24 protein-coding genes, 1 tRNA gene and 1 pseudogene are annotated in these 20,907 nt (G+C 70.1%); 16 read left to right on the plus strand and 10 right to left on the minus strand.

Going from position 1 to position 20,907, the window contains the following annotated elements; all coding sequences use genetic code 11:
• Positions 1–711: 711 nt before the first annotated feature.
• Positions 712–1,428: an A24 family peptidase gene (locus MRQ36_RS14105; protein WP_242801106.1), complete on the plus strand. Its 717-nt coding sequence runs from the start codon at positions 712–714 to the stop codon at positions 1,426–1,428.
• Positions 1,429–1,602: 174 nt separating this feature from the next.
• Here the strand turns inward: MRQ36_RS14105 and MRQ36_RS14110 are convergent, their stop codons facing one another.
• Both MRQ36_RS14110 and MRQ36_RS14115 read right to left on the minus strand, forming a co-directional pair.
• Entirely contained in the window at positions 1,603–2,220 is a 618-nt protein-coding gene (locus tag MRQ36_RS14110) for a phosphatase PAP2 family protein (RefSeq protein WP_242795845.1), read from the minus strand.
• 33 nt (positions 2,221–2,253) lie between these two features.
• Positions 2,254–2,715, minus strand: coding sequence for a hypothetical protein (locus MRQ36_RS14115; protein WP_242795847.1), 462 nt, complete (start codon positions 2,713–2,715; stop codon positions 2,254–2,256).
• A gap of 151 nt (positions 2,716–2,866) precedes the next feature.
• Between MRQ36_RS14115 and MRQ36_RS14120 the strand changes: the two genes are divergently transcribed.
• Positions 2,867–3,664 carry an SAM-dependent methyltransferase gene (locus tag MRQ36_RS14120; protein ID WP_242795849.1) on the plus strand — a complete coding sequence of 266 codons (798 nt, stop codon included), beginning with the start codon at positions 2,867–2,869 and terminating at the stop codon, positions 3,662–3,664.
• A 6-nt stretch (positions 3,665–3,670) separates the two neighbouring features.
• Here the strand turns inward: MRQ36_RS14120 and MRQ36_RS14125 are convergent, their stop codons facing one another.
• A complete protein-coding gene (locus tag MRQ36_RS14125; protein ID WP_242795850.1) occupies positions 3,671–4,132 on the minus strand; it encodes a VOC family protein in 462 nt (153 codons plus the stop codon).
• Positions 4,133–4,226: 94 nt separating this feature from the next.
• Between MRQ36_RS14125 and MRQ36_RS14130 the strand changes: the two genes are divergently transcribed.
• The 4 genes and pseudogenes from MRQ36_RS14130 (at position 4,227) to MRQ36_RS14145 (ending at position 7,330) form a co-directional block, all read left to right on the plus strand.
• Positions 4,227–5,189 (plus strand): YafY family protein, encoded by a 963-nt coding sequence (locus MRQ36_RS14130; RefSeq protein WP_242795852.1) that lies wholly within the window; start codon positions 4,227–4,229, stop codon positions 5,187–5,189.
• Between the two features lie 161 nt (positions 5,190–5,350).
• Positions 5,351–6,088, plus strand: a pseudogene (locus MRQ36_RS14135) (class I SAM-dependent methyltransferase); the annotation flags it as partial.
• Between the two features lie 94 nt (positions 6,089–6,182).
• On the plus strand, positions 6,183–6,731 hold the full coding sequence (locus MRQ36_RS14140; RefSeq protein ID WP_242795854.1) for an SMI1/KNR4 family protein: 549 nt from the start codon (positions 6,183–6,185) through the stop codon (positions 6,729–6,731).
• Between the two features lie 131 nt (positions 6,732–6,862).
• Positions 6,863–7,330 (plus strand): DIP1984 family protein, encoded by a 468-nt coding sequence (locus tag MRQ36_RS14145; protein ID WP_242795856.1) that lies wholly within the window; start codon positions 6,863–6,865, stop codon positions 7,328–7,330.
• Between the two features lie 341 nt (positions 7,331–7,671).
• Here MRQ36_RS14145 and MRQ36_RS14150 read toward each other — a convergent pair whose 3' ends face one another.
• The 4 genes from MRQ36_RS14150 to MRQ36_RS14165 form a co-directional block, all read right to left on the minus strand.
• The gene (locus MRQ36_RS14150; protein WP_111242115.1) at positions 7,672–7,929 is read right to left on the minus strand and encodes a Txe/YoeB family addiction module toxin; all 258 of its coding nucleotides are present in this window, start codon (positions 7,927–7,929) and stop codon (positions 7,672–7,674) included.
• Entirely contained in the window at positions 7,926–8,201 is a 276-nt protein-coding gene (locus tag MRQ36_RS14155; protein ID WP_242795858.1) for a type II toxin-antitoxin system Phd/YefM family antitoxin, read from the minus strand. Before MRQ36_RS14155 ends, MRQ36_RS14150 begins: the two co-directional genes overlap by 4 nt.
• 292 nt (positions 8,202–8,493) lie before the next feature.
• The gene (locus MRQ36_RS14160; protein WP_242795860.1) at positions 8,494–8,667 is read right to left on the minus strand and encodes a hypothetical protein; all 174 of its coding nucleotides are present in this window, start codon (positions 8,665–8,667) and stop codon (positions 8,494–8,496) included.
• A complete protein-coding gene (locus MRQ36_RS14165) occupies positions 8,664–8,882 on the minus strand; it encodes a flavin reductase (protein ID WP_242795862.1) in 219 nt (72 codons plus the stop codon). The genes MRQ36_RS14160 and MRQ36_RS14165 overlap by 4 nt, the downstream gene beginning before the upstream one ends.
• Before the next feature lie 484 nt (positions 8,883–9,366).
• Between MRQ36_RS14165 and MRQ36_RS14170 the strand changes: the two genes are divergently transcribed.
• Positions 9,367–9,591 carry a winged helix-turn-helix domain-containing protein gene (locus MRQ36_RS14170; RefSeq protein ID WP_242795864.1) on the plus strand — a complete coding sequence of 75 codons (225 nt, stop codon included), beginning with the start codon at positions 9,367–9,369 and terminating at the stop codon, positions 9,589–9,591.
• 160 nt (positions 9,592–9,751) lie between these two features.
• Here MRQ36_RS14170 and MRQ36_RS14175 read toward each other — a convergent pair whose 3' ends face one another.
• Positions 9,752–10,222: a hypothetical protein gene (locus MRQ36_RS14175; RefSeq protein ID WP_242795866.1), complete on the minus strand. Its 471-nt coding sequence runs from the start codon at positions 10,220–10,222 to the stop codon at positions 9,752–9,754.
• A 300-nt stretch (positions 10,223–10,522) separates the two neighbouring features.
• Between MRQ36_RS14175 and MRQ36_RS14180 the strand changes: the two genes are divergently transcribed.
• The gene (locus MRQ36_RS14180) at positions 10,523–10,981 is read left to right on the plus strand and encodes a hypothetical protein (RefSeq protein WP_242795868.1); all 459 of its coding nucleotides are present in this window, start codon (positions 10,523–10,525) and stop codon (positions 10,979–10,981) included.
• A gap of 168 nt (positions 10,982–11,149) precedes the next feature.
• Here the strand turns inward: MRQ36_RS14180 and MRQ36_RS14185 are convergent, their stop codons facing one another.
• Positions 11,150–11,614: a hypothetical protein gene (locus MRQ36_RS14185; RefSeq protein WP_242795870.1), complete on the minus strand. Its 465-nt coding sequence runs from the start codon at positions 11,612–11,614 to the stop codon at positions 11,150–11,152.
• 392 nt (positions 11,615–12,006) lie between these two features.
• Between MRQ36_RS14185 and MRQ36_RS14190 the strand changes: the two genes are divergently transcribed.
• The 5 genes from MRQ36_RS14190 to MRQ36_RS14210 all read left to right on the plus strand — a co-directional run bounded on the left by MRQ36_RS14190 (position 12,007) and on the right by MRQ36_RS14210 (position 17,658).
• Positions 12,007–13,104 (plus strand): hypothetical protein, encoded by a 1,098-nt coding sequence (locus MRQ36_RS14190; RefSeq protein ID WP_242795872.1) that lies wholly within the window; start codon positions 12,007–12,009, stop codon positions 13,102–13,104.
• A gap of 741 nt (positions 13,105–13,845) precedes the next feature.
• The gene (locus tag MRQ36_RS14195; protein ID WP_242795874.1) at positions 13,846–14,193 is read left to right on the plus strand and encodes a pentapeptide repeat-containing protein; all 348 of its coding nucleotides are present in this window, start codon (positions 13,846–13,848) and stop codon (positions 14,191–14,193) included.
• A 482-nt stretch (positions 14,194–14,675) separates the two neighbouring features.
• Positions 14,676–16,244, plus strand: a complete 1,569-nt coding sequence (locus MRQ36_RS14200; protein ID WP_242795876.1) for a replication initiator — start codon at positions 14,676–14,678, stop codon at positions 16,242–16,244.
• Positions 16,241–16,438, plus strand: coding sequence for an excisionase family DNA-binding protein (locus MRQ36_RS14205; RefSeq protein WP_110562740.1), 198 nt, complete (start codon positions 16,241–16,243; stop codon positions 16,436–16,438). Before MRQ36_RS14200 ends, MRQ36_RS14205 begins: the two co-directional genes overlap by 4 nt.
• Positions 16,438–17,658 carry a site-specific integrase gene (locus MRQ36_RS14210; RefSeq protein ID WP_242795878.1) on the plus strand — a complete coding sequence of 407 codons (1,221 nt, stop codon included), beginning with the start codon at positions 16,438–16,440 and terminating at the stop codon, positions 17,656–17,658. Before MRQ36_RS14205 ends, MRQ36_RS14210 begins: the two co-directional genes overlap by 1 nt.
• Positions 17,659–17,774: 116 nt before the next feature.
• Here the strand turns inward: MRQ36_RS14210 and MRQ36_RS14215 are convergent.
• Positions 17,775–17,846 (minus strand) — tRNA-Lys (locus MRQ36_RS14215).
• 196 nt (positions 17,847–18,042) lie between these two features.
• Between MRQ36_RS14215 and MRQ36_RS14220 the strand changes: the two genes are divergently transcribed.
• From MRQ36_RS14220 to MRQ36_RS14230, 3 genes are all read left to right on the plus strand, one after another.
• Positions 18,043–19,332 carry a histidine kinase gene (locus tag MRQ36_RS14220; RefSeq protein WP_242795880.1) on the plus strand — a complete coding sequence of 430 codons (1,290 nt, stop codon included), beginning with the start codon at positions 18,043–18,045 and terminating at the stop codon, positions 19,330–19,332.
• A complete protein-coding gene (locus MRQ36_RS14225) occupies positions 19,320–19,967 on the plus strand; it encodes a response regulator transcription factor (RefSeq protein WP_242795882.1) in 648 nt (215 codons plus the stop codon). The genes MRQ36_RS14220 and MRQ36_RS14225 overlap by 13 nt, the downstream gene beginning before the upstream one ends.
• Before the next feature lie 76 nt (positions 19,968–20,043).
• Positions 20,044–20,907: a hypothetical protein gene (locus MRQ36_RS14230; RefSeq protein WP_242795884.1), complete on the plus strand. Its 864-nt coding sequence runs from the start codon at positions 20,044–20,046 to the stop codon at positions 20,905–20,907.

Here is a 20,907-nt window from a genome sequence, read left to right on the forward strand (position 1 = left end):
AGGCGGAAGTGCGCCCGGATGTGCGCCACCGGGCTCGTCTCACTGCCGCTGCATTTACCTGTACGGATCTTTTACGAATCCGGAACCTGTTGTCTCCGTCGGCCTCCGACGCCTATTGATCGGGGGTTGCGTCGTACCCAAGGGGCGAGCATAGGCTGACGTCCGCCGATGCAACAGAGGCAATTCGTGTGAACACGCTCAGTGATGACGGGTGGTGGTGACGGGTGGGTGTCCGGAGGATGACGCCGGAGCGCCGGCCGGTGATTGCCACCGGTCGGCGGGGTGCGGCCGGTGGGCCGGGGCGCTCCGGGGAGAGGGCGGTGTCCCGCCGGTGGATTGGGCGGCAAAGTGGGCTCTGGTCCGATCCGTCCCGCCCCGATCCTGCCCTGCCGGGCCGTCGAGGTGCCGGCCCGGCGATGATCCCATCCGGTCCCGGCCGGACCGGCGATCCCGCCGGCTCCCACGTCCCGGACCGGACCTCGGCGGGCCGAAAACTACGCTGCGTGCTCCATGCTGGAACGCATCGCGACGACCCGGCGGACTCGGCATGACCGGTCCCCGTCCTCCTGCCACCCCCGCACCGCCGCCCGCCTCGCCGCCGGTCGCTCCCGGCCCGCCGCCGGCCGCCGCTCCCGCCGCACCGGCGCCAGCCGCTGACAGCTCGTCCCGCGGTGCGCCCGCCGGGCGCCCGCCGCCCGTCGGGGCGTACAGCTGCTGGCCGCCCTGGCGGTCGGGCCGCTGGTGCGGCTGGCGGTGGCCCGGTACGCCGTACCCCCGGGGTGTGTCGACCGGGCGGGGTGCGCCGGCTGCGGCGCGCCGCTCGGGCTGGACCGGCCGCTGCCGGCGCTCGGGCCGGCGGCCCGCTGCCCCGACTGCCGGCGACGGATCGGCGCGCCGCCCGGTGTGGTGGAAGCGGCGCTGCTGACGGCGCTGGTGGTGGTCGCGCTGGTCGACGGGTCCGTCGGCGAGCGGGCGGCGCTGGCCTGGTGGCTGGTGTGGGCGGTGCCGCTGGCCCTGGTCGACGCGGCCGTGCACCGGCTCCCGGACCGGCTGAGCTATCCGGCCGCTGCGGGCACCTGGGTGCTGCTCGGGCTGACCGCGCTGGCCGGGGCGGGGCCGACGCCCTGGTTGCGGGCCACGGAGGCGGGCGTGGGGTTGGCGCTGGGGTTCGCGGCGACCACGCTGCTGCTGGGGCGACGCGGCTTCGGGCTCGGCGACGCCAAGCTGGCGCTGAGCGTCGGCACGCTGCTCGGCTGGTACGGCTGGCCGGTCCTGCTGGCCGGCCTGGTGCTGACCTTCGCCCTCTCCGCCCTGGTCGCCCTGCTCCTACTGGCGGCCCGCCGGGCCCGCTGGTCCAGCCACCTCCCCTTCGGCCCCTTCCTCATCACCGCCACCACCCTCACCCTCACCCTCCTCACCCACACCTGACCCCCGCCCCTCCTCTCACCGCCCCCACCCCGCCCACCCCACCCGCCCCGCCCCGCCCGCCCACGTGCCGTCACTTTCACGGAAAGAGGGGTCATTGCGCGTGAAATGGCCACTCTTTCCGTGAAACTGCGGCGCGCGGAAGCGCGCGGCGCGGCGCGGCGGAAGGGGCGTGGGTCAGGGGCGGGGGGTGGGGTGGGTGAGGGGGTGGGGGGTGCGGGTTGTCCGTCGGCGGAGGGCGTCGGCGAGGGGGCGGGCGACCAGGGGGGTGAGGGCGGCGGTGACCAGGGCGCCGAGGAGGAGGCCGGCGGCCACGTCGTGCGGGTAGTGCACCCCGACGAAGGTGCGGGAGATCGCGGCGAGGAGCGCCAGCGGGGCGGCCACCAGCAGCCCGAGCCGGCGGTGCAGCAGCAGGGTCGCGGCGGCCAGCGCGCCCGCGATCGTGGCGTGGTTGCTGGGGAAGGACCAGTCGCCCACCGGTGGACAGTGCCCGGCGACGATCACCAGGTCGGCCGGGGTACGGCAGGGCCGGTCCTCGGCCACCAGCGACTTGATCCCCTCGCTGGCGGCGTACGCCACCAGGACCGTCAGCGGGGCGGCCAGGGCGAGCGCCCGTCCCCGCGCGTCGGGGCGGAACAGTTTCGGCGCGGCGACCACCACCAGCAGCAGACCGAGCAGCAGGAGCGCGCCCTCGGTGAAGTGCGTGGCGAACCAGTGCACCGGCTGCGGGGTGGCGTCGGCGAAGTCCACGACATCGCGGTACCACTCGACGCTGATGTCCGGAACATCCGTCATGCCCATGCAGAAAGCTTAGAAGAGGGTCCGCCCTCAATCGGCGGACGCGCCGGACATCCGCTCGATCACCGCCTCCAGCGCCTCGAAGGCGTACGCCCAGTTGTGGCACTTGAAGCTGCGCAGGCCGTCGATCGGGGTACGGCAGTCGGCGCAGTACACGCCCGGGACGGCGGCCGGGACCTCGGTGTTGACGTACTTGCGGTCACCGAGGATCACCCGGGCGATCATCGCCCGGTCGTGCACGCCGTGCAGCGCCGAGGCGACGATGTCGTACCAGTTGACCCGGCGACCGCACTTCGGGCAGTCCGGCTGGTCGCCGCTGACCCAGAGCGGCGCGCCGATGCTCCGTGCCGGCATGCCGAGCAGCTTCTCCAGCCGGCGTACGTCGGCCTCCGGGGTGGTCCAGGTGTGCCGTCCGGGCAGCGACGCGGGTGAGTCGTAGACGGCGCGGAACAGGACCGGGTCGACCTCGACGGTCTCTCGCTGACTGGTCATCGCCATCTCCTCCTCGACGATCGGTGCTCCCACCGTCGTACCAGGTCAGGGGCGGGCGCAGCCGGATCACGGACACGACGGGTCAGCGGTGTGTCGCGCAGGGTGCTAGACATCAGGACGCGAGGACGTCCGTCGAGGGAGGAACCCTGTCGTGACCGGTGAGCCGCCGACCACCCCGACCGAGGCCGAGGCCCGCCCGAACGTGGCCCGGATGTACGACTACTACCTGGGCGGCTGCCACAACTTCGCCGCCGACCGGGCCGCCGCCCAGCGGGTGCTGGAGATCTTCCCGGACACCGGTGTCGCCGCGCAGACCAACCGGGCGTTCCTGCGCCGGGCCGTCCGCTTCGCGGCCGAGCGGGGCATCCGGCAGTTCCTCGACATCGGCGCGGGGCTGCCCACCCAGGGCAACGTGCACGAGATCGTCCGGCCGCTCGCCCCCGACGCCCGGGTGGTCTACGTCGACAACGACGAGGTCGCCGTCGCGTACGCCCGGCGGTTGCTGCCGTCCGACGGCCGTACCGTGGTGGTCCAGGGCGACCTGCGGCGGCCCGGCCGCCTGCTGGCCGACCCGGACGTCCGCCGCCTGATCGACTTCGACCGGCCGGTGGCCGTGCTGCTCGCCGCGGTGCTGCACTTCGTGGTCGACGCCGACAACCCGTGGGCCGCGGTCGGCCTGCTGCGCCACGCCACCGCGCCGGGCAGCCTGCTCGCGGTCTCCCACCTGACCCTGGACGGCGCGCCGCCGGTCGGCGCCGCCCAGGGCCAGGCGGTCTACCGGCAGAGCAGCGCGCCGCTCGTTCCGCGCCCGCACGCCGAGGTCGCGCGCTTCTTCGAGGGGTACGACCTGGTCGAGCCGGGCCTCGTCCGGTTGGCCGAGTGGCGGCCCGACGGCGAGCCGCGCGCCGGCGTGTCGCACGGCTACGGGGGCGTCGGCGTCCGCCGCTGACCCGCCTCAGTCCAGGCAGAACTCGTTGCCCTCGGGGTCGGTCAGCACGAGGTGACCGGCGCTCATCGGTGGCGCCGGCTCCTCGCGGCGTACCCGCGTCGCCCCCAGCGCGACGAGCCGGTCGCACTCGGCCTCCAGCGCCGCCATCCGCTCCGCACCCCGCAGCCCGGGGGCCGCCCGGACGTCGAGGTGCACCCGGTTCTTGGCGACCTTGCCCTCCGGCACCCGCTGGAAGAACAGCCGTGGTCCCGGTCCGTCCGGATCCTCGATGGCCGACCGCGAGTTGCGCTCCTGCTCCGGTACGCCCGTCCGGGCGAGGAAGTCGTCCCACGCGGCCAGCGGGTCGGCACCCGCCGGCAGTTCGACGCCGGGCGGCCCCGGATGTACGTAGCCCAGCACGTCGCGCCAGAAGCACGACAGCGCCCGCGGGTCGTGTGCGTCGAAGGTGACCTGGATGTGCCGGCTCACTGTGCCTGCTCCGTTCGTCGTGGTGTCCGTCCCGCTCACCCTGACATGCCTGGCGGACAGGATCGGTCCGCTATTGCTGCCTAGGCTGAGCGACATGGGCAGGGCAGGCGGTGCCGAGCGCGGTACGACGGAGCGGGTGCTCACCCTGCTCGGGCTGCTGCAGCAACACCCGGTCCGGACCGGCCCCGAACTCGCCGAGCGGCTCGGCGTCACGCCGCGCACCATCCGGCGGGACGTCGAACGGCTGCGGGCGCTCGGCTATCCGGTGCACGCCGACCAGGGCGTCGGCGGCGGCTACCGGCTCGGTCCGGGGCGGAACCTGCCGCCGCTGCTCCTCGACGACTCCGAGGCGATCGCCACTGCGGTCGCCCTGCTGGCCGGTGCGGTCGACGACACCGGTGACGCCGCGCTGCGGGCGCTGACCAAGCTGGACCGGGTCCTCCCCGCCCGGCTGCGGCACGACGTACGCGCGCTCTCCGGCGCGGTGGAGTCCTTCGGCGGCGGACGCGCACCCGTCGACCCCGAGGTGCTGATGACCCTGGCCCGGGCCTGCCGCGACGAGGTCGAGGCCGGCTTCGACTACCCGTCCGGTGACGAGCTGCGCCGGCGGCGGGTCGAGCCGTACCGCCTGGTCGCCGCCGACCGGCGCTGGTACCTCCTCGGCTACGACCTCGACCGCGCCGACTGGCGCAGCTTCCGGGTCGACCGGATGCGGGGGGTGGCCGCCCGGACCTGGCGGTTCCGCCCGCGCGCGGCACCCGACGCGGCCACGTACGTGCAGGAGGCGGTGGCCAGCCGGGCCTACCGGCACCGCGCCCGCTTCCTGGTGCACGCGCCCGCCGACACGGTACGCGCGCAGGTCCCGGCCTCGGCGGCCGTCGTACGGTCGGCGGGGAGCGGGCGCTGCGAGGTGGTCAGCGGCGCGGACAGCCTCGACTTCGTCCTCATGCACGTGGTGCTGCTCGGGCACGACTTCGAGGTGGTCGAGCCGCCGGAGCTCGGGGAGCGGTGCCGGGTGCTGGCGGAGCGGCTGCGCTCGGCCGGGACGCGCCAGTGATCCGGCCAGTCGGGCGGCTCCAGGTGGACGCCGTAGCCGTCCACAGCGGTCTCCGGTCTGACCACTGTCGCGCTGTCGGGGTCACCCGTCACGGCTTTCCATGGCACTGTCGGGACCAGACGTGCGGATCCACTGTCCAGGGAGGCGGCGACATGTCCAACGCTCAGTTGTACGACACCATCGGGGCCACGTACACGGTGACCCGGCGGACCGAGCCGCGGATCGCCGCGCAGGTCTGGGCCGCGCTCGGCGACGCGCGGACGGTGCTGAACGTCGGGGCCGGCACCGGCTCCTACGAGCCCACCGACCGGGACGTCCTCGCGGTGGAACCGTCGGCGCTGATGCGCGCGCAGCGCCCCGCCGGCGCGGCACCGTGCGTGGCCGCCGCCGCGGAGAACCTCCCGTTCGAGGACGGCTCCTTCGACGCGGCGCTGGCCTTCGCCACCATCCACCACTGGCAGGACCCGATCGCCGGCCTGCGGGAACTGCGGCGGGTCGCCCGGCGGGTGGTGGTGTTCACGGCCGACACCGGCGAAGCCGCCTGGCTGCACCGGTTCTGGCTCACCCGCGACTATCTTCCCGAGGTCGCCGACATGCTGGTCGGCAAGCCTTCGCTGACCGAGCTGGCCGACGCGATCGGAGCCCGCGCCGAGCCGGTGCCCATCCCGTGGGACTGCGTCGACGGCTTCTTCGAGGCCTACTGGCGCCGCCCCGAGGCATACCTGGACGAGAACGTCCGTCGCGGCATCTCGGTCTGGACCACGGTCGGGCCGGACGCCGAGCAGCGGGCCGTGCAGCGCCTCCGCGCCGACCTCGCCTCCGGTCGGTGGGCCGAACGCAACCGCGACCTCCTCGACCTCGACGCGGCGGAACTCGGCCTCCGCCTGCTCATCGCCTGAACCAGCCACCTCCTGCGGTCACTGTCTCCTGCCTGATGGTCCGCGGCTCCTCGCCGTGGCGAAACTGACACCCGTCCACGGCATGATCCTTCGCGTGACGGACTACACCGAACTCCTGGCTCGCATCGCCGCACGGGCTCGCGACGACGAGCCGGACATGCCGCCTGCCGCCCCGCTCACCCAGGACGGGATCGATGATGCCGAGGCGCGCCTCGGATTCCACCTGCACCCCTTGCTGGCAGCGATCTATCGGGACTTCGCGAACGGTGGCTTCGGTCCCGACTACCAACTACTGAGCCTCACGGGCGGACCGACATCCGAACAGGCCGTCGAGCGCTACCTCGAAGCCCGGGCCGACCACGCCGGTACCGATTGGGCCTGGCCGGAGGGCGTCCTGCCGATCCTGGACTGGGGTTGTGGCATGTATGCCTGCGTCGACTGCCGAAGTGAGGAAGGGACCGTCCTGCTCTTCGAACCCAATCCCGGGGATCCCGATGCCGCCTGGTGGGTCGATTCCCCCAGCCTGGCGGCATGGTTCGAGCACTACGTCGACGACACCGGGTGGTGGGTCAGGGCCGAGGAAGGCGAAGACCTCGACGACATGCCACCCTGGCCGGATGCCAAGGAGCGCGCGGCCAGGTGACCGACCGCCCGCGGTGTGCCTCGGTTCCCGGGCCGAGTGCCCGCTCTCGTGCCGTGGCCCGGGAGGGAACTGGCGGGTTCGGAAGGAAAATGCGAGCGCGGCGTTGATCTTCACCGGCCATACTGGTGCCCATGAAGCTCGCTGAGGCCCTGGCGCTGCGCGCGGACGCGGCGCGCCGCGCCGAACAACTCCGTGCCCGCATCACGGCCAGCGCCCGCTACCAGGAGGGCGAGGCACCCGCCGAGGACGCCTCGGCTCTCCTCACGGAGGCCGGTGAGGCGCTCGGTGAGCTGGAGTCGCTGATCCGGCGGATCAACCGCACCAACGCCGCCACTCTCGTGGAGGGTGCGGGCACGCTCACCGACGCGCTCGCCCGTCGGGACGTACTCCGGCTGCGGCACCGCGTGGTCACCGTCGCTGCGGACGCCGCCGGCGGTGAAGGCCAGCGCGGCTACCGGCAGCTACGGTCGGAGCTGAAGATGATCCCGGCGCTGCCGGTGGCCGAACTGCGCAGGCAGGCGGACGACCTGGCCCGGCAGATCCGGGAGGTCGACACGCTGATCCAGCGGACGAACTGGGAGGTCGAGCTGCTGGACTGAGGGGTTGCGGAGCAGGTAGCCGACGTGGAGGCGTGCACGACCAGAGGGCCGGCTGTAATCCGGCTCACCTCCTGGCGCGCCGAGGGCAGGCGCAGGGGTTCGACTCCCCGGCAGACACCGCATGCTCAGCACAGCACACAGGTGACGGCGCACAGGGCACGGCACACCACCGGGTGCAGATCCACGACGGCGAGGGCGGGACAGGGGACCTCTGCAAACCTCGTACGACAGGGCTCGGCCGCGCGACCACACCGGCGTGGATGCCACGCCGCCCGCGGTGGCTCTCTGATCCCTGCAGCCGAGGTGGGGGATGAGGCCGCTGCCGGTGCCGGTTCGGTCCGCTATCGGTCGCCGTAGTGGTACCGGCAGGCGATGATCTCGACGTCGTCCTTGGTGATCCGATACACCAGGCGGTGTTCGCGATCGATCCGGCGGGACCAGAAGCCGGACAGCTCTCCCCGCAGGGGCTCCGGTTTGCCGATGCCCTCGTATCCGTTGCGCATCACGTCCGCGATGAGATCGTTGATGCGCTTGACCAGCTTTCGGTCCGTGTGGCTGAGGTACTGGCTCCACGCCGTCGCGGTGAAGACCAACCTCACGCGATGTCCCGCACGGTCGCCGGGTCAACCAGCTCCCGCTCGGCCGCATCACCCTTCTCCAGCTCCGCCATCGATCGGCGCAGTGCGGCGGCGTTGCTCGGGTTGCGCAGGAGGTACTCGGTCTCCTTCATCGACTCGTACTCCGCAAGCGGCACGATCACCACGGGCTCGTGGCCGGATCGGGTCACCACCACTTCCTCCGCGTCGTTGATGACGCTGTCGAGTTCTGCGGCCAGGTTCTGGCGTAGCTGGGTGAAATTCACGGTCCGCATGACCACCTCCATGAGAAGTACAGAAAACTGTACCTCAGATGGGTCGATGGTGACATGCATCTGCGTGACCGGCTCGCCGCTGTACGGGGCCACGCGCACCAAAGCGAAAGACCGGTGGATGGGTGGCCGGCCTGCGGAAGGAGTGGGCCGCCAGGGACTCGAACCCTGAACCTATGGATTGCCGGCGGCCTGGTCGTCTGCGGTGTGGTCCGAGGTCATCGGGCTTGTCTTCGTCGTTGCCGGCCTGATGCGGCTGGCACGGTTGCTGTACTTCGCTGCTGTACTGCTGGCATCAGACGAGGCGTTGGATGCGGACCTTGGGGCGCTCGTTCCTGAGGTGGCCGTGCTTGTGCTGGCGGACCTGCTCGTTCCAGACGTCCTGGTCGTAGTCGGGGTCCGGCGGGATCCATTTGTGGGAGCCGTCGCTGTAGTGGTACTTCTCGTCGCCGGGTCGAAGGATGCTCATCGGGTCCAGCCGAGGAACCGTTGGTGCAGGTGGCCGGCGGGGACGTGGGCCAGGTCCTGGGCGGCGTCGACGAGTTGGGTGGCCAGGTAGAGGGCCAGCGAGACCGGGGCGCGGTCGTACTCGGCTCGCAGTTCCCGCCGCCGGGTCAGGCACGGCCAGTCAGCACCGCAGCCGCCGCACGTCCAGGTAGGGGTGACCGGAAGGTGGGTCGTCATCGCGGCGCAGCCTGGCTCGGCCAGTGGCCGCGGTTGATCGGGATGGGATGACGGTTTCGGCAGGGTAGGCCGCTTCCGCAGCGGCAGATGCGGCGCCAGTGCTGCCATGACCAGACGGGTCGGTGCCGGCGGGCGAGGGTGAGCGCCACCGCCAGGACGTACTCGTCGTAGGAGACGCGCCGCCGGCTGTTGTCCTGCCTCTGGTGGTACCCGGTATCCGGCACGGCACCTGCGGTCGGATCAGTTGCATCGTTCGGTCTGGTCATCACGCCTCCGGCCGACGCCTGGGGTCCCGTGGGCACCCGGTCAGCCGTGTCCGGAGACAGGGCACCCACGGCAGGACGACCCGGCCGCCAAGCTGGGTAGCCCCACGAGCAACTTAGGACGCAATGTGCGCAGGGTCAACAGCTGTGACACATAGCGTTGTAAGTCGAGCGTGTGGTGTGGTCTGCTTGCACCAGCCGCCAAGCTGGGAGCACCACCTATGTCTGAAGCTGCCTACCTACAGGTCGCCCGGGATATCCGAGAGCATGTCAGCTCCGGCCAGTTGAAGCCGGGCGACAAGCTGCCGTCGTTCGCCGCCCTCTGCGAGCACTACAAGGTCAGCAACACCGTCATCCGGGCCGCGATGCTCTTGCTCAAGGCCGAAGGGCTGATCGACGGCCGGCAGGGCAAGGGCGTCTACGTCGCCAACCCGCTGCCCCGATAAGCCCGCTCGCCAGCCCAGGCGCGACATCTCGCTTACAAGTTCTGGGCGCTTCGTCCGGCGAGGTCCGCCCGTGTCCGCGACCTCGGGCGACTGTCGGCGATCGGCGGCCGGCGGCGTCCCCGTACCTACCCGTTGCTGTCGCCGTTGCTGTCGACGGTCGCTATGCCTCGGACTCAGGAGTCGTGGTGCCGAAGCCTGCTTGCTCGGTGTGGAGGATGGCGGCCCACCGCTCGCAGGTCAGCCTGTGAATGCTTCGGACGATCATCCAGTCAAGCAGGTAGCCAGATGTAGTGACCTCCGCGAGCGTGTCACAGAGGGTTAAGTCGGCGGGACCGCCTTGATCGAGTCCGTTGCTGACGGCGTTGTTGACGGCATCGGGTCGGGTAACCACCCGCAGAGCAACAGGAGTCGTGCGCTCGCTGGCGGCCACGACCGTCGCATATCGAACGCGGGCTTCCCCTGCAACGTCGCGGTCGCTGGACAACTCGCACGAGGCCCACCCGACACCATCACCAGCCGGCGTAGCAGCCACAACCGGATACCGTGTCCGCAGCTCCGCGACCAGCTCGTCGAGGAGGCGCTGTGCCACCGGCTCGCCGGACCGCATGAATAAGGTCATCACTTCCGCCACGGCCGCATCCTTGCTGGCCCTCGATGCGCCCGGCTAGCCGGGCGTCCATAGCTCGGGGAGTTGAAGCGGAACTAAGAGCCGCAAGCTCGCAACCAGCGGGATCAGCCCTGCACGCCTGCTCATGCGGCGTCTCGGGCTCCCATGGTTCGGCACTGGTTGACGACGTTTCACGATGTCTTGTGCCCCACCTGTGCCCCAGACCCTTCGACGAGGGCTGCCCTCTCTTGCCCGCGTCCCCAAGCATGCTCTCGATTGTCGACGCCTTGGCCGGCAACCCGCGCACCGCCTAGCCTCTGCGGCATGGAGCAGCTGCGCGACCTTGCCATTCGGCTAGCGATGGACGAGCCGGTCGGAGATGACCTGCCGATGACGGCTGCTCACGCTCTGACCCGAGGCGTCGACTCTCCAAGCTTGCGTGAACTGGCTGGCCTTTCCAAGGGCCAGTCACGGGAGGCCGTCGACCTGTTCCGGCAGGCGATGGACGAGCTCGGCTGCCCGGTCCCGGACAAGAATGGCGCCCGGCTACACCTCATGCGTCAGGCAGCGGCGAACATCGTTGCTGGCAAGGGTGATCCCGAGGACCTGGCCCACGAGATCTACTGGCAGGCCTGCTACTCCGGAATGCCGGAACTGCGAGCGGTGGGCGATCGCTTCTTAGAGCTGTATGCCGGATGGGGCGCAACGTATGACCAGGCAGACGAAGCGGTAGCGGCCCTGAAGGCAGCGGCGCAGTCGTTCCTTCGCACCTATCCAGCCTGAGCGGTCATCGCTACGACGAGGCGCTTGGATGACCCCGACTCCTTGACCCCCAGGCAACCAACATGGCTCGCTGACCTGTGCTGTCGTGGTCATGCACCTGCGGCAACTGTCCACGCTCGTCCGTCCACGTCCGCCACCACTCGTGCCTGTCGTCACCCAGATAGTCACTCAGCCGTTGCTCGGACTGGATATCCCACGTTTCGCGAACGACGCCGCGACCTCATCGAAGACGCCAGCAGCAAGCTCTGCCTGCGCGACGGCATCCGACAACGACAACTCCAACTGGGGGTCGTACCCGGGTAGGCCCGTGACCGCCTGGACGGCATCGCCGAGTTGATACATCGCCGTGACGACCGCCCGCGCACCTTCGCCTCGGTACCAGTAGGGAACCGTGACCGCTGCTTCTTCTGGGTAGTAGCTGATCTGGATGCCAGTCGGCTCGTGGGTCAACTCGTAGTTGTGGGCCCCCTCGAAGACGGAAACCTCACCCAGAACCTGTCGCGCCGCCGCCACCAGTCGGGCCCAAGCCTCGCCGCTTGGCCGCTCGTCGCTGTCGGCCTCCTCCGCCGCCTCCAACGCGTCATCCCAGGACTGGTCGTCCCTTCTGGGTACAAAGATCAGGTCATAGCTCATGGCGATGGACCGTACATCCATCCGGTCTTGCCGGTCGGGGAGGTCTCCCAGACCTGCGTCAGCTTGGAAGGTGCCGACTGTCAGCTTGGGAATCGGGTTGGGTCACGGCCTCCCGGCTTGGTGCTGGCTGGTCATCGAAGCACGGGCAATACGGCCAAGCTCTGCAATGGGCCTCCGCTGGCCGGTATCGACCTTTGTATCGGGCACGGATCGGGCACGGGCCCAGGTGGGGCTGAGGCTCGAACCCCTGCCTTGCAGAGACGGCTTGGTACAACGCCCTCGAGTCAACCAGGGCAAATGAGTGGCTTTCGTGTCTGGCAACGTGGTGTCCAGTGACAGCCCCGCGCTCCTGCGAAAGCCCTTGGGTTGCGCAGCTCCGCTAGGCTGCCGAAGTGGGCCTGCTGACATCGCTCCTCCCTGGGCTGCGGGATCTTCGCGCGCCACTCGCTAGCGGGTTGCTTTGGCTCGGCGTCCTCGTGGCAATCTTCGCTCCTCACAGCGACCGAATCTTGCGTGACACGCCTGAGGGTGCTGCCATTAAAGAACTGCTTGCTAGCGGCTCGGGGACCGCAACGGTGCCGCTTCTAGTCTCCGTCGCCTTCTTGATTGGATCCGCCGCCAACACTCTTTCTCAGTTAACCGCCAGACTGATCGGATCGGTCGGGCTTGATTTGCTCGCCAAGCTAGAGAAGCTGTCGCTGAGTCGATTTAGGTTTAAGAAGGGGGCCGCATGGCTACCCATTCGACTATTCGCGAATTTGGTAACCGCGAGAAAATCGCTGCAACCCATTAGCCTCACCGCCCGTCAGCTAATCGTCGACGCCGTCCAAAATATATTCGGCAGATCCAAGGCGCCTGGGTCCGTCAGTCTGATCTATCCGATAGACTCCGTGCTCGATTCTTTAAGCTACAGCGCGGCACACCTAGCTGTTGCCGCACCAACCCTGTATCAAGAGTATGACCGCCTTCGCTCAGAATCCGAATTCCGGGTAGCTGTTGTACCGCCGATGCTTACTCTGGCGATCTTGCTACCGCTAGAGCACTCGCCCTACATCATCCTATTTACAGCGGTCGGGTGCTGCGTCTTACTGGCGCAAGCAGTGCAACAAGTGCGTGCCGCAAACAACATTCTCGCCAATGCCGTATACCTAGACCATGCAACACTGCCAAACATTCAATCCGTGGCGGACGCGTTCAAGGACCTTGTGCCGCAGCCTGAGACCGACGGGCAATGGATCGGAGCATTGATCGCAATCCTCGACCACAAGGGGCTGTTCGACGAAGCTAATGCCGCAACCGGAGAGCTCGCCGATCATAGCGAGCGGATACTAGAGGACGCCGCATGGTACTTGCGGGAGCACGATCGCCCACAGTTCAGGTACCTTTTCACTCTATTGAAGGAGAAGGATGACCCCCATCAGGCGGAATTGGTCGCACGACTGCTTGATGCGGAACGGTTCAGCGACCTAGTGGCGGAGGACCGTGAATAGGTGCCTCCCAGATCACTCTGCGGTCATCCTTCCGAGCATCGTCATCGCCATCCCTTCTGCCGTCGATCCGCCCTTCTGGGAGCGGGCTGCCGCCCGTCCCGCCACGTCAAGGCGGCCTTGACGCACGGATGGCCCCTGAGAAGAGACCGAGTCGGCTTTCGTGTCACGGACCGCGCCCCCGGCGGACACCGCCACAGCGGCGCAGTTGACCTGGCCTCGCCCGGTACGGAGCCGGCTCCCGGGGTCGGATCTGGCCACCGGCGGGCACCCCTCCCCCTCCCAGGTGAGCAGTTGCCCTAACCGTGAGCGACTGCGGAGCCGGCTCCTGGACGACCGGCATGCCCTCGACGGACACCGCCCCCATGCTCGGGGCTTGCCGCGCGGACCCGGTAGCGCGTTTCCTGCGCCGCGCTGCTCAAGCGCGGCGCGGCCGGCCGCCGGCGACGGACCTCACCGCTTTCCTCGCTATCCCGTCTGCGGCGGCCCCCGGGCTTCCCGCTCTCCGCGCCAGCCGCCGGGCGTGTTGCGTGGCCGGAGTCGGAGCGCCAGCGGAGCGACGGACACGCGCCCAGGCGGCGGCGCGTGCGGCCCGTTCAGGGCCGCCTTGATAGACGTACAGAAAGTTCTCCCGCTCGGCCGCCGGCAGCCGGCTGTCACACCCAGCCGATGCGGGCAACGCGTGCGCCGCAGCGTGAAGTGAGTCGGTGGTTCGGCTTTGGGTGATCGGGCTACGGTTCGCGGATGAGCATCCTGCCCGGTGCCACGAGGCAGTCGTTTGTTGGCCGCGATCTTCGGCATCGCACCCTGGATGGGCACTACTTCAAGTTCTGTGATTTTCGTGGTGCCGACCTCCGGGGCGCCTCTCTTCGGGGTGCCCGATTTGCTGGCTGCGATCTGCGGGACGCCGACCTCCGCGACGCAGATCTGTCCTATGCGCAGTTCAGCTACGTCTCGACTCATGACCCGGAATACGGGCGCACGGACGTTACCGGGGTCCGGTGGGATGGAGCCATCCTTCGAGACGTCACCGCCAAACGCGTCATCGGATGGCCGGATGACCTCTCCGCGCCTGGAGTTACCACTAGTTGACGTGTAGGCACGCGGTGCTACTCTGGCGCTCGTCGAGCACGCTAGCGCGGCCTTCCTGCCGGATCGCTGGTCTCGACATCGGAGGTGCCGAGCGGCCTTCCTGCCGCTGATGCGGGCCATGTCCCGCCGGCTCTCGATCGCACCGGCCCCGTGCCGGTTCCCCGAATCCGCTGAGCGGCCCAGCACGGTCTCCCCTGCCGTCCTCGATGGCCCGGATTCGTATCTCCACGGGTGGGGGCAGCCTGCGGCAATCCGCCGGATGCCGGTATCCCAGGCTCCCCACCCGTGCCGGTCCAAGGCTTAGTCAGCGCGAAAGGACACGACTCATCGGCGGGAAGTGGCACGACCACGATTCCGCCCTCCGGCGTCAGCCGCCCTCTCGGCGGTGCCAGGAGACACGACGAACACCACCAGCGGACCCACGTCCACGGCTGGTGGTGCTTCGTCTCCCGTCCCTGCCACCCCCTGATGAGGAGACAGTCATGTCCAGCCCGCTCACCATCTACCGGCCCGGTCTCGCCGTTGGCCGTGACGCCCAGGTCCTGCACCGCGCTGCCTCGCCGGAGTTCTCCGGCTGGCTGGAGCACACCCGCCCCGCCGGCGGCTGTAGCCGTCCGATCCGCCTCACCGGCACCATCGCCGCCGTCGAGCGAGATACCGGCCGCCTTACCGGCCAGCTGCACACCGACGAGCTGCCCGACCGGACGCTCTACAAGGCGTGCGGCAACCGCCGCGAATCGCAGTGCCCCGACTGCGCCTGGGTCTACCAAGGCGACGCCTACCAAGTCGTCTGTCGCGGCCTGACCGGCGGCAAGGGCGTCCCCACCTCGGTCGGCCGACACCCGGTCGTCTTCGCGACCTTCACCGCACCGTCCTTCGGCCCGGTCCACCACCGCCACGTCCCCCGCCACACCTGCCGCAACCGGCAGCGCTGCGGCTGCCGACCCGCCCCCTGCCACGCCCGCAGCACCGTCGGCACCTGCCCGCACGGGCAGCCCGCAGCGTGCTTCGCCCGTCACGAGGCCGACGATCCGCGGCTCGGCCAGCCGTTGTGCCTCGACTGCTATGACCACGCCCACCAGGTCGTCTGGAACTACTTCTCCGGGGAGCTGTGGCGGCGCACCAAGCAGGCCATCGAACGCCAACTCGCGGTCCTCTGCCGCAAGCGCGGCATCCCCTTCGTGCGAGTCGTCACGGCCTCCGGCAAGGTCCGCTGGGTGCCGCCCGTGCGGGTGTCCCACGGCAAGGTCGCCGAGATGCAGCGCCGGGCAGCCGTGCACTTCCACGTCCTGCTGCGCCTCGACGGCGTTGATTCCGACGACCTGGACGCGCTCGTCCCGCCACCGGCCGGCATCACCGTTGACGACCTGGAGGAGGCGGTCCACACCGCCGCTTCGCGGATCACGGTCACTACGCCAGCGCACCCCGACCGGCCGCAGGGCTGGTTGGTCGCCTGGGGTGAGCAGGTCGACGTTCGGCGGATCAACACCGCTGGCGACGAGTTGACCGACGGCAAGGTGGCCGCTTACCTGGCGAAGTACGCCACCAAGGCCACGGAAGCCACCGGGCACTCGTTGACCCGGCTCACCCCGGCCACGATCGACGACTATGCCGACCCGGAAGGCGACCACGTCGCCCGCCTCATCGATGCCTGCTGGCACCTCGGCCGCCCCACCCAGACCGACGGGAGCGGTGGCGCCGCAACGGCCGGCGACCGTCAAGGCGGCCTTGACGCCCATCCGAACGTCTACGGCGGGCTGCGCCGCTGGGCGCACATGCTCGGCTTCGGCGGTCACTTCCTCACCAAGGCCCGCCGCTACTCCGTCACCTTCGGTCTGCTCCGCGACTCCCGCGCCACCTACCGCCGCACCGAAGACGACGGACCCACCGAAACGATCACCGTCGGCACTCTCACCTACATCGGGTCCGGCTGGCTCTCCGACGGGGACGCCCTGCTCGCCAACACCGCCGCGAGGCAGCGACGGGAGAGCAGCCGCATAGGCCGGGAAGAACTTGCCCACGAAGCCTGGCTCATCGGAGCCGCCGCATGAACCAGGACCTCCGCCCTCGCTGGTACTCGCCCGCCGAGGTCGCCGTGCTGCTCGGCTTCGGCATCTCCAAGGTCAAGATGAAGATCGCCACCGGCGAGCTGCGCTCCATCAAGGACGGCAAGTACCGCCGCATCCTCCCCGAATGGGTCGACGACTACATCCGCGAGCAGGTCGAACGTCAGGAGGCGGCCTGATGCCCGGACGTGCACGCGCCAACGGCGAAGGCTCGATCTTCCCCTACCGGAACGGCTTCGCCGCGTACGTCTGGGTCGAGAAGCCCGACGGCAAGCGGGGCCGGAAGTGGGTTTACGGCAAGACTCGCGAGGAGGTCCACGACAAGTGGATCAAGTTGCACGGGCAGGCCAAGGCCGGCCCGGTGGCGACCCGCTCCCCGACCCTGGGGGAGTACGCCGCCTACTGGCTTCGCGAGATCGTCAAGCCGAACCTCGCCCCGGGCAGCTACGTCACCTACGAGGTGGTGGTCCGGCTCTACCTCGCGCCCGGGCTGGGTCGGAAGCGACTCGACAAGCTCCGGGTCAGCGACGTCCAGACCTGGATCAACGAGGTGGGCCGGACCTGCCAGTGCTGCGCCCAGGGCAAGGACGAGCGGCGCAAGCCCGCCCAGCGTCGCTGCTGTGCCCTCGGCCGCTGCTGCCGCGATCTGCCGTCGGCAACCAGCGTCACCCACCTGCGGACCGTGCTCCGAACGCTGCTCTCCCAGGCGATCACCGAAGGGCTGATCTCCCGCAACGTCGCGTCCCTGGTGAAGCTGCCCCCGGTACGGAAGCGCAAGCGGAAGGCGTGGACGAGCGACGAGGCGCGGCGCTTCCTGGAGTCGGCCCGCGCCGACGACGACCCGCTCTACGCCGCGTACGTCCTGGTCCTGGTGCTCGGTCTGCGCAAAGGCGAGATGTTGGGGCTCACCTGGCCTGACGTCGACCTCGACGCGGGGGAGTTGACCATCGATCGGCAGCTCCAGCGGGTCGGTGCCGAACTGCTGCACCGGGAGACGAAGACGGCCGCCTCGGACGCCACCCTGCCGCTGCCGGATATCTGCACCGTTGCCCTCGGCCGTCGCCGTGCCGCGCAGACCGCCGCCCGGGACGCCGCCGGCCCAGCCTGGCAGCCGTCGGACCTGATCTTCACCACCCGCTACGGCCGGCCGGTCGAGCCAAGGAACTTCAACCGCTTCTGGGACCGGCGCTGCGACGCGGCCGGAGTCAGGCGGATCACCGTCAGGGATGCCCGGCGGACCTGTGCCTCGCTCCTGGCGGACCTGGACGTGCACCCCCGGGTGGCGATGCAGATCCTCCGGCACGCGCAGTTCGCCATCACGATGGAGGTCTACACGGTGGTCTCCTCGGCAGCCACCCGCGACGCCCTCAAGCGGCTCGGCAAGGCACTCGACCGGTGAGTGGTGATTCGTTTACGTCATCAAGTCTGTAGGCGGCTACTGCTGTACTTCGCTGCTGTACGAGCCGTGCTGACGAAAACAGCGGCCCCGGAAAGGGCCGCTGAGCTGGAGCAGAGTGGGCCGCCAGGGACTCGAACCCTGAACCTATGGATTAAAAGTCCACAGCTCTGCCATTGAGCTAGCGGCCCGCCCGCTCAGGTTACCGGAACCCGCCGGATCGGGGCTTCCCGCCGCCGTCGATGCGCTGCCCACGCTGCCGCCGGTTCGGCCCGGGCCACCGCAGCCGACCCGTACAGATCCAGGAAGCCGGGTATGGCTGGCCCTACCAGATGACTCGATCCAGTGTCCTGGTTCGTGCCGGCCGCCCTTGGCAAGCTTGAGCCCATGACGTCGGCAACCACGCTGCTCGGGGCGGTGATGCGGCCTCGGTTCCTCCTGTCGGTGTGGCCGTGGCGTGGGGTCGCCTACTCCGCGACGACGGCGGTGGTGGCGGGTCTGCTCTGGCTGGTGCTCTCCTGCCTGCTGGCTCCGCTGGCCCTGGCCGTCGGGGTGCTGCGGGCGGAAGGGGCACGGTTGGGCGAGGCGGCGCCCTTGCACTGGGCCGGCACCTACGTGCTGGTCGCCGCAGTGCTCGGTCTGCTCGGTGTGGGCCTGCTCGCGCTGGCGGGGCCGAGGCTGGCGCTCGCCGTGGCCGGCGTGGAGCGGTGGCGGCTGCGGTTGGCGGACGACGCTCCGAAGCCGTCGCGGCGCAGGGGCAGCCTCTACACCGATCCGGCGACCTGGCGTGCGGTGGCGTACATGCTGCTTCTCGCGGCTGTCGCGCCGGTGTGGCTCGGCGTGCTGGGCCTCGCCGGTCTGCTCGTCGTCTCCACCCCGTTCGCGGTGCACTACCGCGTGGTGATCATGGAACCGACGGGCAGCGTGGTCGGGCGTGCCGCGCTGGGGCTGGTGTTGATCCCCGTCCTGCTCTATCTGAGTTCGGCGTTCGGTGGCGCGCACGGCGCGCTCGCCCGGTTGCTGCTGTGCAGCGAACCGGACCCGGCCGAGGCCGAACTGGTCGAGGTGACCCGGTCCCGGGCGCGGCTGGCCGACGCGTTCGACGCCGAGCGGCACCGTATCGAGCGGGACCTGCACGACGTCGCGCAGCAACGGTTGGTCAGCCTGACCATGCAGCTCGGCCTGGCCAAGCTCGACCTGCCGGGTGACTCGCCGGCAGCGGTCGCGGTGGCCTCGGCGCACGAGCACGCCAAGGCGTTGATGGTGGAGTTGCGCGACCTGATCCGGGGCATCAGCCCGCGTACGTTGCGGGAGCTGGGGCTGCGGGCCGCGGTCGAGGAACTGGCCGCCGGCAACCCGCTCCGGGTGCGTGTCGACGCCGACCCGGGCCGGTGCACGATCGTGGTGGAGACGGTGGCCTTCGCCGCGGTGTCGGAGGCGCTCGCCAACGCGGTGAAGCACGCCGCTGCCACCGAGGTCGAAGTCACCGCCCGACGCTCCGGGGACACTCTGACGGTCCAGGTGCGCGACAACGGGAGCGGGGGTGCGGACCCGTCGCGTGGCTCCGGCATCACGGGGCTGGCGGACCGGGCGGCGGCGGCCGGCGGCCGGCTTCTCATCTCCAGTCCGCCCGGTGGGCCGACGATCCTGCGAGTGGAGTTGCCGTGCGCGTCGTGATCGCGGAGGACTCGGTGCTGCTCCGCGAGGGGCTGGTCGGGCTGCTGTCCCGGTTCGGCTTCGACGTCGTCGCCGCCGTCGGTGACGCCGACGCGCTGATCGCGGCCGTGGCGGAGACGAGCCCCGAGCTCGTCGTCACCGATGTGCGTATGCCGCCGGACTTCACCGACGAGGGGTTACGGGCGGCGGTGGCGCTGCGGGCGGCCCGACCCGGACTCGCCGTGGTGGCGCTGAGCCAGTACGTGCAGCACAGCTATGCCGGCGAGCTGCTCGCTTCGGGTCAGGGCCGGGCCATCGGTTACCTGCTCAAGGACCGCATCGCCGACGTCGCGGAGTTCGCCGAGATGCTGCGGCGGGTGGCCGGGGGCGGCACGGTGGTCGATCCCGAGGTGGTACGCCAGCTGATGCTGCGCGGCCGGGACCCGCTCGACCACCTGTCGCCCCGGGAACGCGAGGTGCTGGCGTTGGTCGCCGAGGGCCACTCGAACGCGGCGATCGCCCGCACGCTCGTCCTGACCGAAGCGGGTGTGGGCAAGCACATCGGCAGCGTCCTGGCCAAGTTGCACCTCCCGGTCAGCGACGACACGAACCGCCGGGTCCTCGCCGTCCTCGCATACCTGCGGGGACAGCAGTGAGGCGGCCGGAGGTGACCGCGCGGCCTGATGCGGCAGCGGCACCGGGCATTCACTCGATCGACTCGGAGGAGTCCTGTTGAACCGTTCCACAGCCCCGCCGCGGCCGGCTGGTGTCTCCGGTGGTGCCATCGCCACGCTGGGTGCCCTCGCCGCTGCCCTGGGCGCCGCCTTCGTGCTGGCCCCGCCCGCCCTGGCGGCGGACGCGACGAGCGGTGACCTCGCCGACCAGCGCCGGCTCACCGACGCCCTGCGTGCGGCGTTCGTCGACTACTGGCGTTCCGGCGACCGGGAGTTCTCGCCGGCATTGGAGCGGGTGGTCGACTACTGGTTCCGTTTCCACCTCGTCAAGGCGGCGATCGCCGCGGTCCTGCTGATCGTGCTCATCGCCGCTGGCGTTCGCCTCTGGACGGCGTTCGTCCGGGCCGGTGGTCTCGGTGCAGCCAGGAGAGCCACCCTCGCCTCGGCCGGTGTCGTCGTCGCGCTGCTCGTGCCGTTCTCGCTGGCGATGGTGATGGCCAACATCCAGGGGGCGGTGGCGCCCTACGCCTCGCTGTTGCCCATGCTGACGGACGGAGCGACGGAGAGCGCGACCGTCGAGGCGCTGACGCAGATCAGGCAGCAGTTGGCCGACTCGGGGCGCAACGGTGGCCGGACCGGTGCCGCCGTGGAGGTGATGATCAGTGACTTCGCCCGGTACCACGCCGTGATGGCCGTCATCGCCGCTGTCGTGGCGGTCGCCCTCGTCGTCCTGGCCGTGGGGTTGTGGAAGCGAGCGGGGAGAACGGACTCGTCCGACCGGCGGGCGAGGCGTGTGCTGCGGTCGTTCGGTGTTCTGGCGGCCTTGTCGTCGCTGCCGGTGATCCTGGTCCTGGTGGCGAACACGCTCACCGCTGAGGACCCGGCCCCGGCCCTGCTGGCCTTCTTCGAGGGCGGATGGTGA

It is taken from the genome of Micromonospora sp. R77, assembly GCF_022747945.1.
GTDB lineage: Bacteria > Actinomycetota > Actinomycetes > Mycobacteriales > Micromonosporaceae > Micromonospora.